1 protein-coding gene is annotated in these 15,173 nt (G+C 37.0%); it reads right to left on the reverse strand.

What is annotated here, in order from left to right:
* Positions 1–199: 199 nt before the first annotated feature.
* A complete protein-coding gene (locus tag C8269_RS06280) occupies positions 200–15,037 on the reverse strand; it encodes a SpaA isopeptide-forming pilin-related protein (protein ID WP_234025843.1) in 14,838 nt (4,945 codons plus the stop codon).
* Positions 15,038–15,173 lie beyond the last annotated feature (136 nt).

Genomic DNA, 15,173 nt, shown 5'->3' on the forward strand with positions numbered 1-15,173 from the left:
ATGGAATTAAAATAAAATTAGGAAACAGCACCCCTCCCATTTCGAACGTATGTGAGAAATCTCTTGGTTCTTTTTATCATAGGTTATATGCTTACATCGATGATAGCTGTATCCATTGATCAAATCCCCAACAAAAAACTGACCCCTTCTGGCAGGCACCAGACTGGGGTCAGTAAAAATATTTTTTTATTTCAGACTATCAATTGTTTCCAATTTCTAATCCTTTGTTTTTCTTCCTAGAGTAGTAATAGCCTCCAAGAACCATGAAGAACAATCCGATAGCTGTGAAAATTGCTGTTCCCACACTCTTTGTGAATGGGTATTCTGCTTTTTTATTTTCTACTTGGATTGGATTTTTTGTATCATGGTCTGCATAAATTGGTTTATTCTCAGCTAGAGCTTTGACATCTAGCTTATCATTAACACTATCATCTGTAGATGAGTCAAAGACTAATTCAAATAGCTGATCTGCTATGCCTGTTTCATTATTGTCATCAAGCTTACCAGTAAATTCCATTACAATAGCATCTGTTGTTGTAATAGCTTTATCTGTCGTATCTGTTGTACCAAGCATATCCTTTAGTCCATACCTTGAACCTGTGATATTGCCTGCAGTTGTAAAGGAAATTGCATCGACTTTCTTGTAGTCATTTTCTTCTAAGTTAGCAAGAGTTTTATTTCCGCCTTTCTTAAGAATAGCTACATTGACTAATCCACCTATACCAACTTGCTTATTTAGAGCGTCTTTGTATTTAGGTGTTATCTTCCAGTCATTTTCCTTAATACGGATATAAGAGTTATAAGATGGGATAGTCATTGATTCATGTTTAGGGTTAATGATTATCCTTTGCTTGAATGTCTTCTTATCCTTTTCTACTGATAAAATTTCACTTGTAAATTGTCCCTTAGTAGATGTCTTATGACTTGCCTTTATTGGGTCTTTTTCAAGAGTTTGAACCTTGCCATTTTCAAGCCTAAATTCCCTAATATTGCCTGGTATCTTAGAATAACCATCTGGTGCCTTTGTTTCTACTAATGCATAGTAACCATCTTTGGATATTGGAAGTTTGAACTTACCATCTTTTCCAGATGTTACATTGATTGGTTTATCAACTTCTTTTCCTTCTTCTGTTACTTTCTTAGTAAGGGCAGCGTACTTGCCATCCTTCTTATCCTTGTAATGGATTTCGAAAGTTGCACCTTCAAGCTTCTTAGACTTATCATTGGCATCAACCTTTTCGAACTCAATTTCCTTGTAGTTGATTACATTTATTGGCTCTTTACTTACAGGTTCTATCACTGTTTCAGTATTCGCATCTCCTGTTATAGCACTTGCTACCGAGCCTACCATTACTCCTATTGATGCTACTAATGATTGTGGCTTTTCTACTGGCTTTTCCTTGACAACTTGTCTTGTGATTACACCATCTTCGCCTACAGTAAATTCTTGGATATGTCCTTCTATCTTAGCGTAGCCTTCAGGGGCTTCGGTTTCTATTAGGGCATATTTACCTGGTTCTAATTTTTCATAATGAACTAGACCTTTATCGTCAGAAGCATTTTCTGAACCAGTAACTTCAATCCATTTATTTTGCTTTTCATAGAACTTAGTTAACTTGAACTTAGCTCCTGGTAGAATCTTACCTTCTTGGTCAATCTTCTTGAAGATTATTTCATTCTTAGGGTTGATTGCTTCTATTTCAAGCTTAGCACTCGCTGTGGTCTTATTTTCAAATATACGAACTCCGTTTGTTCTTTCTACAAATGGTTGCTCATACACATTTGTAACATTGCCATAGTAGTCACGAATGTAAACTTTATTAAATAGTTTTGCATAGGTATCGTAAGATGAAATATCTTTCTTATCTACCTGGCCTGTCACCTTGAGTATCAAGGAATCATATTGTTTATATGGTCCTAGGGTTATATCGACATTTTCATCAGCTTTTGGTTGGTAATAACCGTACCAGCTGTGCCAGTTAAGATTGTCACCTGATTCATTTACTCCAAATGATTCTGGCATATCTCGATTTACAAAATCATTAATTGTTTCTCTCTGACGAGAATTGTAATCGTAGTAGTTATAACCATTTTGTTTTAGGTTTATAACATCTACCCTTAGGTTTTTCACATCTTCACTTGGCTTGTACCTAAATGTTACAGGGTCAGATGATTGATTCATCTTCCTATTGATATAGAAGTATTGAACAAATTCTCCACTTTCCCTATCAAAGCTTACTATCTTTGATGTCATATTTAGGCCATAAATCTCTGCCATATTTAGTTCATAGTCTACTGCAATTTTATTTTTAGTAAATTCTGTATCCTTTATTCCCATGCCAACTTGTACATTAGCTGTTGAGTTTTGTACCTTATATAGGTTGATATGGGCTGTTATGGTGTTTGCAAAATCTGTCTTATTATACTGGTCGGCATAAGATGTGAAGACATATGTTAGTGTGCCCGCTTCTTTATCATACTTAGCCTTGGCTATTGTACCTACTCCATCTGCGAATAAGTCGAGGTTTTGTGATTTTTCTCTCATTATTCCTTCAAGGTCGATGTTGTCAGTTAACTTAATTGTAAAGTAGTCACCAGCTTTTATTGATGTGTCATCTTTTATCTTGAAAGAATTTTTAAATTCAAGTGCGTGTCCCTTGTGTGGGTGAATCTTTGAATTTCCTTCATTTTCTGTTCCATCATTTCCATCTGGTCTTAGGACTGACATATCAGATTTCATTTCAATACTATTAGAAATATCTCTAAGACCAACGTCACTGTCATTGATGTATGGGTCTAGTCCCACACCACCGACTGTGAATCTCCATTTTTTACCCTTGTTTTGGTAGCCTGATGGAGCCTTGGTCTCTTCTAGTTCGTATTGACCGATTGGAAGTTGGTCAAAGACTATTTTTCCATCTTTACCAGAAGTTTTTGTTTGACTTCCGTCATTTTGATTTGGATCTTCGTCTTTTTTAATATCTCTACTAATTCTAGTTAACTTGAACTCTGCACCTTCAAGGGCTTGGTTATTACCGTCTTTCTTGATAAGAGTTACCTCACCTTTTCCTGGGACTTCGTTGATAATCTTACCCATGTTCTTGGCGGTAGCACTTGTTACATAGTCGACTAGCTTACCTTCTTCTGGAGTAATTGGCTTTCCATCAGGACCTTTTTTATCAGGTGCATATTGGAAGATACCATTACCTTCGTTGTACTCAAGAGTTACTACACCTCTACCTGGTGTTATCTGACCAGTTTTTCCATCAACGATTTTACCTTGATAGGCAACTGTGAAGTGAAGTACAGGGTCTTTGATTGGTTTGTAGCCTTCTGGAGCCTTTACTTCCATTAGTCTGTAACGACCTGGCTTTAGTCCCCTAAATCCGAAGTAACCATTGAAGGCTGATGCTACAGTTGTGCCTGGTATATCTTCATAGGTACCACCTGGTCCACGAACTTGGAGCTTAAAGACTGCCCCTTCTAGCCTATTATTTGTTACCTTTTCGCTGTTTATGTCGTCATTTGAATCCTTACGACCGTGCTTAGAGAAGGTAATATTGAAGGTTTCTTCTTCATTTATAAACTCAAGACCTTCCCTTGGTATTTCTTTGTGGCTCTTGGAGTTATAAAGTGGATTCAAGTCAACTCTTGTGTCTGCATGAACTTTTTGTGTTCCAAGATCTGGATCTATAATACCAGTCTTGTACTTAGTACCCTTTAATTCGACTTCTTTGCCAACAAAGTTAGCATATTTTTTTCCTTCTGGATGCTCTCCAGCCCAAGCATCTGCAATTTTCTTAGCATCTTCTTTTGAGTAACCAGCTGCGACGAGTTTATCTTCATATCTTTGTCTTAGAGCTTCGGCACCACCTTGGTAGGAAGCACCCTTAAAGGCTTTGTAGACAAACTTATTTTGATCTTTATCAAATACTAATTGCTTAAAGTGTCTTTCTCCCTCATAGAAATCTACGTGAAGGTCAAGCTTACCTAAGTCTTCTTGTGGGATATTATACTTATCATCCTTATCAGACTTGCCTGTAATTATAACATCATCATAGAATCCTTCTACGTCTACTATATAGACACCTTTTTCTAGGTTTAGTTGATCTTCGTCAAATCCCCAGTCAAATGGTCTCCACCTAGCTGTCTTTATCATAGATAAGTCTGGATTTGAAAGGTCGTAAGTTCTTAAAATCTTATCAAGAGCAGGGTCATTCATACTATTGAAATCACTTGGATTTGATAATTTATAAGCTGTGAAATAAGCTGTCTTTACACCATCTTTTATAGTTTCTGGGTGTTGTCCTGCAGCATCTTTTTCTTCTCTCTTATACTTCGGTGTGATTTGAAGATTTAGAGGAGTTGTTCCAGAGTATGCCCTTGTATCTATATAGATTCTTTGGATATAGGTCTTAGCTTCTGTATCTATAAAGGTTAGCCTTGACTTATACTTGATACCAGCATTATCAGCAGAATATCCTGCATTGGACTTATCATTATCATTTATAAAGCTTGATGGACTTGCTTCTGGTCCTTGGTATTCGGCATACATTCTGCCGCCATCATCCTTGACCTCAATCTTCCAATCAGCTGTACTTTTCTTATAGCCTGTTGGGGCCTCGGTTTCTTTTAGAACGTAGTAGCCTTTTTGAAGCTTAACTTCATTACCAGCTTGGTCTTTGAAAGTTACATCACCCTTTTCATCAGATGTTGCTGTTAGGACTCCAAAGCCTGTATCTTCTTTCTGATAGGTACTATCAGTCATCTTATGAAGTGTGAAAGTCGCACCTTTAAGTTTGTCACCACCTGGAGATCTTTTTAAAATCTTAGGAATAATACCAGCTTTTTTGTTGGTAATCTTAACAAGCTCTTGAGCTTTATCAGGTTCTTTGATTAGCTTATCATTTGGACCTGGTTCAAACTTGTCTATTGGATCATCTGACTTACCAACACGGACTATTTCTGTAGTTGGCTCTGTTTTTGAAACTTCTGTTTTAGTGTAAGCAGTGATTCTTTCGCCTTGTTGTCTACCTGCCTTTAAAGCTTGTAGAACATCTGCTGGCCAATCTGTTGGGTCAGCTGCATCTGAAGTTTGTCCACCAGTTTTTATTTTTTCAAAAGTTATTGTGTAATTATAAGTTACGCTTCCATCTTTACCTGGTTTGTCTACCACTCTGTCCCCAGGGTTAAGACTTTCATCAACTGTTACATCAGAAGTGTATTTAAGAGTTTCTGTTTTTTCTTGACTAGCTGTTCTTTCGTTCGCTTCTTCATATTGACCACGAACTGTTACAGCTATGTCCGGCATTGTGAATGATCCCATGCCAGTATTAGGGTCGAAGTTTACATCAGTTAATACAACACTATTGCTTTGTCTTACTTCAACGCCTGTTACCTTATAGCCATCATTGGCTTTTACGTTAAAGTTAACTGTTTCTCCCTTTTCAGCATATCTAGTCCCTGCCTTAGTAGGACTTATAGTAACAACTCCACTAGTTGAGGTTTCTGTACCCACAAAGTAAGTCTTTGTCTTATAGATTACGCTAACTGTAACATTTGATTCTGGCATTAGGAAAGAGTAGTTTGTTGGGTTTAAATATACTGTCTCCCCGCTATCAGCAGTGATTACTATCTTATCAAATTCATACTTTGTATCAGTTGGTTTGATATCAAGGTAAACTCTATCGCCTTTTTTAAGGCCAGTAGTTTTGCCGCCCCTTACACTAATACTACCATTTTGACTTTGACCGTATTTTACTTCATAAGTCTTTTGCCTAAATGTTGCAGATACGTTTTTATCTTTATCAATATTAGCAATGGTATAGGTATTATTTGAAACCTGTGAAGTTACATCGGTGCCATCAACAAACAATTTATCTAGTTCATACCCAGTGTTAGGATTTACTGTTAATGTAACAGACTTCCCTTGAGGTATTGGATTAGTTTTATCAGCTGATACGCTACCATTTACCATCCTATTAAAGCTGATGTTAAATTCTTTTTTAACATCAATATTTACATACTTAGCATCTGTAAATCTTTGTGATGCATATATTAGAGACTTAGATGAATAAGGTCTAAATTCCATACCCATACCAGCCTGGCCAGTTTGAGGATAAGTGTATTCTACTTCTATACGAACTTTACCATCTTGGTAGCCATCTAGTTTGATTTGGTAGCCTGTAAGGGTCTTGCCACCATTATTATAGTCAAAGAACTTGGCATCTTTCCAAGTTGTATTAACTCCACCGACTGTTACACTATTAACTTTAAAGTCAAAAGTTTTATTTGTGTTTCGAGTACCACCAACTATAGTTCCTTCATAAGGCTCTGTACGGAAGAAAAACACTGGTGAGGATGTACCTGTATTTACTTCAAATATTTGCCTAAACTTACTTTGAGATTTATTTACTTCACTTATCCAAGTATTAACCCAATAAGGATCACCAGTTCTTGTGTAGTACTGACCCCTTGATTTATTTAGGTCAACTGGCTCCCAACCATCTTCTGCTCCTACTCGGTCTCCTATTATTTCATCACCAATTTCTAAGCCATCTTCTGAAGATATTGGCATTGAATTAACTGTTATAGCATTTCTTAGGTCAGAAGCCCTTGTGTCTGGACTTGCTAGTCTATTAAAGGCTAGGGCTCTTTCCATTAGTCCTCTATTTGAATATAGGACTGGTTTTGATGTAGGATTTGCATACATTACTGTTTGTCTTCCTGAGGCATCTGTATTTCCTACATAGGTTCTGGTGTTTTTGTCTGTAGAGCTTGATGTTGGATTTTCTAGCTTAATAGCGTCTAAGGAATCATACCACTCTGCTCCCCAATAACCGTTATTAGCTCCATTGTACTTATTAAAGAAGTCCATACCTGTTCCTACTCCACCAGAGTTTGGGATATTGGATTCTATGGTCACTGCGTAAGTTTTATTTTGACCATATGGAATTTCAGGTGTTATCTTTAACCTCTTGTAGCCATTTTTCTCAATTACTTCAGGATTATATTTTATAGGATTACCATTTGTTGGTAGCTTATCTATATTTGATTTATATGGCACTTCTGTAATGGATAGGATTTTAGTGTTATCTAAGTCAAGATTTCTATTTTCTGGTTGGGCGTGGATTTCTATGTGTGACCCACCTAGGTATTCAGGTTGGTTATTAACTAAGAAAGTTTGCCTAAACCTGCCTGTTGCCTTATTGACTTCAGTAATCCTGCTTGCTACTTTGCTAGGATTATTGCTAGAGTTTCTATTAGGCTGGTCTGCTGATAGTTTTTGCCACTTAGCTCCTTGGTCAGGAACTGTTGATCCTGGGTTATTATCCCTGATATAGATTTTTCCATCTTTGGTTACTGTTACTGTCCAATCGGTGTTGGATTTCTCATAACCTTGTGGGGCTCCTGATTCTGTTAGTTTGTAGATACCTGGTACTAGGTTGTCAAATTTGACTGTACCGTCTGTGCCAGACTTCTTCCAAACTTCCTTGCCTGGGTCATCATCTGACTTCTTAGGTCCCTTTAGACTAAAGGTTGCACCTGTTATAGCATCTGTTTGGTTTCCACCGTCGTCTACCTTTGTGAAGGAGAATTCTTGAACAATCTTTTCGTTATTAACATCAAGTGAACCTTCTGAAACATAAGCTCCCTTGATGTTTCCACCTTCACCTTTTGTTACGACAGGGTCTCCTTCTACAATTTGGTTTGCCATATCGTAGTAGTCAGATTTCCAATATGAACCCTTATTTGTATATAGGTCCATTCCTGTACCTACACCACCCTCTTCTGATGTGTATGGTATTTTTACATCTATTACTATAGGTTTTGTTGTCTGTCTTTTATTGAAATCTAGGTATAGTCTGTCATCGCCTGATATGACTGCTTTTCTAGCTGAAACACTATTTGTGATATCTTGTAGGTTGTAATTTTCAAGTCTGATATCTTCTACATTTCCATCAACTGCCTTATCAAGTTCGAAAATCTTGTAAGATTCATTTCCCTTGTACCATTCCATGTTTGAAAACCATGGTTTTTCTCTGTGGATGGATGCGTTATTTAAAGTTACTGTATCTGCTTCTGGGTTTATTACATATCTTTGGATAACATATTTATCTTTGGTATTTTTACCAACAATTCTTGTACCAAGTTTGAATGGTTGTGGCCAGTTGTTGTAGTAACCTGTTTGTCTGTTATCTCCTAAGACCCAACCTGTAAGAGGTCTTTTTGCAACTTCTACCCATTTAGTTCCTTCTACTCCTAGGATAGACTTATTTACATTTGCATCAGTTCCTGTTTCAGGTCCCTCTATATAGTTATAAACTCTTGCTTTGTTATCAGAACCTATTTCTATTACCCACTTCTTGTCAAGTTTCTTGAAACCAGCTGGGGCAGCTTCTTCTTCTAATAGATAAGTTCCTTTTTCAAGTTTTTTACCAAATGAAACTAGACCGTTTTTATCAGATGTACCTGTGGTCACTTCTTTGCCATCAGTTGTGGTAATCTTAAACTTAGCTCCTTGGAGTGGAACATTTTCATTGTCTTTCTTATAGACTGTAAATTTTGTAGCTACTGGTTTGTTTGTAACTGGTAATTCTATAGTGTCTTTTCCAACTAGGGTATCTCCTGTTGAGCCTAGACCTATTTCTATTATTGTTACATAACCGTCGTTACCTACGTTTACTCTCCAAGTCTTGTCAGATTTGATATGTTCAGCTGGCGCTTTTTCTTCTCTTAGTGTGTAGATGCCTGGTTTTAGGTTGTTAAAGTTTACAATACCGTCAACGTCTGATGACCTGTAGATTGTATTCTTGTTTTTATCTGTCAAGCTAAAGGTTGCGCCTTGTAGAGTCTTGGTCCTATCAGATTCATCAAGTTTTTTGATCTTAAATGATCCTGGCACATACTTTTTATTTATAAGTGCTACCTTTTGACTATAGAATTTTGGTATCTCGCCACCTGCCTGGTCACCTGTTGCCTTGTTGTAGTTGGCTCTGGTGATGAAAGATGACTTAAAGTCATTATTTGTCATACAGAAGACTCTCCATAGGTTGTTGAACTTATGAAGGTCATCAATCTTGAAAGTCTGCTCTATGATATAACCATCCTTGCTCTTATCGTCAATTGCTGGCATCTTGATTTTTAGTGGAGCATTTTTTGTGATTACTCCCCATTCTTGGATTTGGCCTGGGTCGTAGTTTAGGGTGATTGATCCTTGTCTATCATTATTTACAGCATATCTTGGGTCAATTGCCTTTGAATATACCAAGTTGTACTTGGCAGGGTCTTGACTTGGCCTTACACCGTAGGATAGAGGCATATTTAGGTTGACTTTTTTATCAAAATTACCTGCCTTTATGGTCGTCATATATGGTGATGTACGATAAATCTTAACATCTCTTAGGGAGAAGGCTGGTTTGTTACCATTACCTTCCCATGTAAAGAAGTTCTTAGTTGCTCCCTGGTAGTTGGTTGATAGCCAGTTAAATTTAAGCTCTTTTTGGCCTGTTGTTCTAACATGAACTGGGTTGTAGTAGGCGAGTACTGCTACATACCAGTCTCCCTTATCATCTTGGTATACATCCCTAAAGTAGTAGGATTGTGGTACTTGGGCATTTTTACCATCGTAGTCGTATTGCTCGTAGTCTGCTGGTATATCCACTTTTATTTTTTGTTGACCAGTAATTCCTGTTTGACCTGGTGCTACAGTTACTGTAAATGGATAGGTTCCATCATTTTGAGCATAGTATTTAGATGGGATAATACCCTTAAGTTCAATTTTTGCCTGTGTCTTTCCTCCTATTGACTTATCGTTAAATACATAGGTCAATTTGTTGGTTGTGTAGTCAAAGTATGGATCTGCTACATCGACTCCACCTATATTTAGTTTTGGAAATTCTCCAAAGTATTGGGTAAAGTCTAAGTTTTTATCAAATTGGATAGAAAATCTTTGGCCTGGTGATGACTGTTCAAGGTCTATTGTAGCATTATACTTAAGAGACTCTAGCCTATAGGCTTCCCATACTTGTGGCCTAACACCTATATCTCCTGAGTCACCTTCGTTTATAACTAAAGATTGTTTTACAACATTTATCTTAGCAGTAGCTTCTTCTTGGGCTTGCTCTTCGTCTGTTATCAAGTAGTCTTCACCATTTACTGGAGAGCCTTGTCCGTCTTTAAATTTAGGCTTGTAGGTTACTTGCTTAGAATCATCTACTGTCACTTCAAATATAACGTCAGATTTGACATAGCCATCTGGTGCAGAAATTTCTTCTATGGTGTATTTTCCTTCTGGAAGTTTTCCAAAGGATGCGAGACCTGCGTTTTGGCCTTTCTCATCAGCAGCTTGTGATGTTACTGTAGAAATCACTTCGCCGTTTTCATCTTTTATTTCAAAGGTTGCTCCGACAATTGGATTATCTTTTTTGTCAATTTTTCTGATTTCTACTGGACGAGTTTCAAAGGCTTCATTTTTTACTGTAATAGTTGTACCCTTTGATGCTTGTGCTGTTGATGTTGGCATAACAGTTTGGTTTTGTAGCTTAGCGTTGTTTCCAGTCTCTTTACTAGTTAGCCAGTCATAGGTTAGGGTATTTGCACCGCCACCTAAAGGTTTTGATTTTGCTACAACCAAGAATCCCCAATCATTTGCAAATCTTTCCTTAGGTAAGGTAATCTCGTAACCAATTTGTCCTGTATAAGGATCTTTAATATTTTGGGTGCCCCTGATTACTCTATTGTTATTAGGTGCGTTTAAGACACTTGATCCAAGCTGATTTATAAAGTTTTGATCAACTGTCTGTTGGGTCATAGCTGTTCTTAAAGGATCCCTATAATAGTCAGGGATTACGTCATAGACCTTTACATCATCAAGATTTTGTATTTCTCCGCCGTTTACCCTTAGGCTAAGTCTGGTGTCCTTATTTGTTCCCTCTCCAGATCTAGCAGGATTTGCCTTTAGGAAGATGTAGGTTGTAACATTGCCATCAGCATCTTTAGTAGCATATTGCATGGCATTCATATAGTCAGGCCAATTTGGATCTGCTACTGTTACCGTTGGATTATTTCCTACTGACAATTCGGCATTGGAACCGCTTGTAGATATCCTTCCATCATTATCTACGCTTACAGTAGTTCTTTCTTGATTAAGTTTGTAGCCTTTTGGAGCCTTGGTTTCCATAAGGGTGTAGGTTCCAGGGGAAATGTTCGAAAATTGTGCCTTACCATCCTTATCTGTCACAACTTCTGCCTCACCTTGACCTAGAAGCTTAAAGGATGCTCCTGGTAGTGGCTCTCCTTTTTCATCCTTTTTTATAAGGGTGAAGTTTGCAAATTTTGGTATTTTTTGAACTGTCGCCTTGTTGTGGATGTAATATCCTTTTTTGTTAAAGTCATAAAAATTATTATTTTCATAATAATTTATTGTGTCTCCGTTATAAGTATTTCCAGTTGGAAATTCTTGTTTGATTTTTATATCATTTTTAGAAAACTTACCACCATTCTCAATATTCCATACTTTTACATCTGGAATTATTACATTTCTAGTAGCTGGGTCTGGGTTAGCTTTTTCAGATTCTCCAACTGTAGTTTTTCCGATTTCATCCCCTGATCCGTTCACTGCCTTTAATGTCATTCCTGGCATTTTTAGACCATTATCAAGGTTCCAGTTTTGTTCTACGTTTACATCTTGATATTTTGAAATGGCAACTCCAGATAGGCTTATAGTTTTGTCTTTTGATTCATTTGTAGATGTATTAAACTCATAGACTGCTATGGTTCCGACAGGTTGGTTGTTTTCTGGTCTTGTCTTTGCATCAGGTATGCTGTTAGTTTCTGATTCTCGTATCCTCTCAACCATCATACCTTCATCATTTATTTTATAGACTGCCATGTTACCTGAAGTGAATTCTTGATTAGCGCTTAATTTCCTTATTTCAAGAGGTAGGCCTTGACTTTCATCACCAGTTGATAATGCATCTGTCACAGTCCATTTTGCAGAATTTTCTGAAGAAAACTCGCCTAGGATGGTTGTTCTGTTGTTGATACCAGCTCTTGTTGGTGTTGCTTCTTTGACCTTGTTGTGTGGCCAGCCGTCTTCTATAACAATTCTCTTGGCACCAACTTTATTTTGTTTAGTAAGCACGATGGAAATATCCATCATGTACTTTTCTTGCTTGTTTGTTGTTGGTGTGTAGAGATTATAAATGATATCTTTTAGACCAGAGCTTGGTGTATGGTTTTTAGAATCAACAATGCCGAGTTTTCCTTTTATAGGGTTATCTGTTAAACCCTTAGATTGATCAGCAGTTTCTCCATTGATTTTTATATTTTGAACTTCTCCAAGACCTGATCCTTTGACTGTTGTAAAGTTGGCCTTGTAGCCAAGTTTGTCTAGGTCTGTGTCTGATGACACTCTGATTGTCCAATTGTAACCTATCAGTTCGCCATCCTTTATTACAGGATTTGCTACAGCATCTGTTGATATCTTGTAGTTTGCATCATCTGGCTCTATGATTTGGGTTACATCATTTCTACCTGGTTCTATGATTGAACCAGCTGGATTTCCATTTGCATCTACCTTTTGTGGCACGAGGTCTTTTGGTGGATTTGTAATTCCTAGGCCTGATACCTTGTTTATAACTGTAAAGGTCCCATCATCATCGAGCTTTATCTTTGATGGGTTGTAGTCAACTGGGATATCTAGTGGAATCTTTAAATCATCGACAATATCATTTATAATTTCATACTTGATAGTATTGTTAGTCCTATCATATTTAGGTCTTGCTATCACAGTAGAGCCATTGTAGATTGGCTTTAATTCATTTTCGTTATTAACCATTAATTCATCATCAAGATGGATATTAAAAAATTGTCCTTTTCTAATAGGTCCATTTTTATTTGATGTATCAAATCGAGTTAATATATGGTATTTTTTGCCATCTAGGTTTAGATTTTGACCATTAACCATAAATATATGAGGTCTGAAGTTGTTGTTTCTATCTTTTTCTACTAGGGCTTCTATGGCGGCGTTGTTCTTTTCCATCAATCTTGCTTGGTCGGCTCTTGAGAGTTTGTATTTTTTCTCAAAGCTATTTAGGAGATTTTGGATTTCTTCTATGCCATTTTTATCATCGGCGAGTGCCGCCTTTAATTCCTTGTCTGCCTTGGCTAGGTCACTTTGGCCGAATAGGCCCTTGATGCCTTCGATTAGGCTGGCTTTTGTCTCTTCATTTTTGACAGCTTCTTTTAGCTTGGCTAGGTCTTTTTTGTAGGCCTTTAGTGCTTGGTCTTTGTTTGTTGTTTCTTTTGATGGTTTAGAAGATGTATTGTCTGTAGGTACTTGTTTTGGTGTTTCTTTTGTTTGATCCTTAGCATCTTTTTTAGGCTCTACTTTTTGGTTTTCTAGCTTATTTTCTACTGGGGCCTTTTGTTTTGTTGCTTTATCTACTGACTCTTTTTTACTTGCTTCTTTATTTTCTGGATAGGCATAGGTGATTATTTCATCGTAGTTTAGGTTGGCTGCCTTATTTTTTTCTTTGTTTACTCCAGATAGGATTGATTCAAGGTAAATTCTTAGGTCAGATTTTTCGATATTATATTTTTCTGCTAGGGCCTTGGTGTAGTCTTTTAGCTCTCTGTCTGTAATCTTTCCATCATTGTATAAGTCAAGATCACTAGCAAGTTTTTCTATTGCAGTTTCTAATTCTTGTGTGAGTTTGCCTTGGCCAGATAGTCTAGTGATTAGGCTGTCTTTGTTTAGGGCTAGGGCTGAAATTTTCTTCTCGTCTTTTTTGTCTTTTTCTATCACTTGGATATCATTACCAGATGAATCCTTAGCTGTGATTTGTGTTTGAGTTTTATTTTCTTCTTTTTTCTCTACTTGTTTTTTATTGTCGTCTTCATTTTTTGTTGTGACCTTTGCATCTTTGTTGGTGTGGTCATCTAACTTATCTTCCCCGCCTTCTTCATCATCGTCGTTAGAAGTTTCTTTATTTCCTTCTATATATATAGGGTTTTTGACTTGTCTATTATTTAGGCTGTAATATTTTGTTTTTGTGTTTTTCTTGTCCACCCTTGTTGTTAGGCTTAGCTTGGCTATGTAGCCAGCTGGAATTTCAAATTCTATCTTATTTGAATAGTCTATTGCCTGTGAGAATTCCTTTTTTAAGATGAATCCATCTTTGCTATTTTCAAAGTAGTCTAGGGTGATTTTGGTATTTTTAGTATCTTGCTTGTCATCTAGCTTTAGGTCATAGGCAATCTTTTCAGATTCTCTCTTGCTATTTACTAGATAGTCTGTCCAGACAATGGCATCTGTACTTTGCAAGAAACTTAAGAATTCGCCAGATTTGATTTCTCCCCTTAGGTTCCCGCTAGGGTCTTTGTTTAAATCTAGGCTTATGACTTCTTTGTCTTGATTTTCTTCTCTTACAGTCTCTTTGTTTGTGATGAGTCTGTAGTTTAAGTCTAGCTTATTTTCTCCATCATCTAGGCCGATTAAGGTCTCATAGGTCCTGGCATCTTTTGCCTTTCTAACATTTGCTTCCACTTCCATGATTATTTCGTCATAGGCTTTAGTGTCCACTATTAGGCTTGATATCTCGCCTTTGTTAGACCTTTCTTTGATGTCAATATCAGCTAGCTTATTTTCAATCTTGGCCTTGACTGATTTGACTCTAATATCTGTGATATTTGAGTTTGGATTTGGGGTAAATTTTAGGCTTAGGTCCTTATCACTTGTATCTTTGTGCTTGTTTGAGATTGTAACCTGATAGGATATCTTTTCTAAGTCATCAGCTAAGCTTGCTCTAGCTTGCAATATGTAAGCATCAGTTTCTAGCTTGTCCGTGTTGTCTGACTGTCCTGTCTGGTGTATTTCTTCATTAGGTTTTTCATTTAGGCCCATTATTGACGTGGCCTTGTCGTAGGTCTTCGTTTCTTCGCCTGCTGCTATAACCCCTGTCGGAAATGACATGGATATGGCTATGACTAGGGCGAAGGTTTTTCTAGCAAATGTGCTAAGCTTTCCTTTCATAAAACCCTCCCTTCCTTGATAAGACTTCTTGTCTATAAAAATAATTTCTAATAAATTGTTCTTTGAGTTTTATCACAAAACACTCCTTTTACATCTATATATATTCCTTATATTTAAAATCATATTATCTTACACT

Origin of the sequence: Anaerococcus sp. Marseille-P3915 (assembly GCF_900258475.1) — a bacterium.
GTDB lineage: Bacteria > Bacillota > Clostridia > Tissierellales > Peptoniphilaceae > Anaerococcus > Anaerococcus kampingae.

Coding starts and splice junctions, on each gene's coding strand:
- C8269_RS06280 (WP_234025843.1), bottom strand. CDS start 15,037: ATGAAAGGAAAGCTTAGCACATTTGCTAGAAAAACCTTCGCCCTAGTC.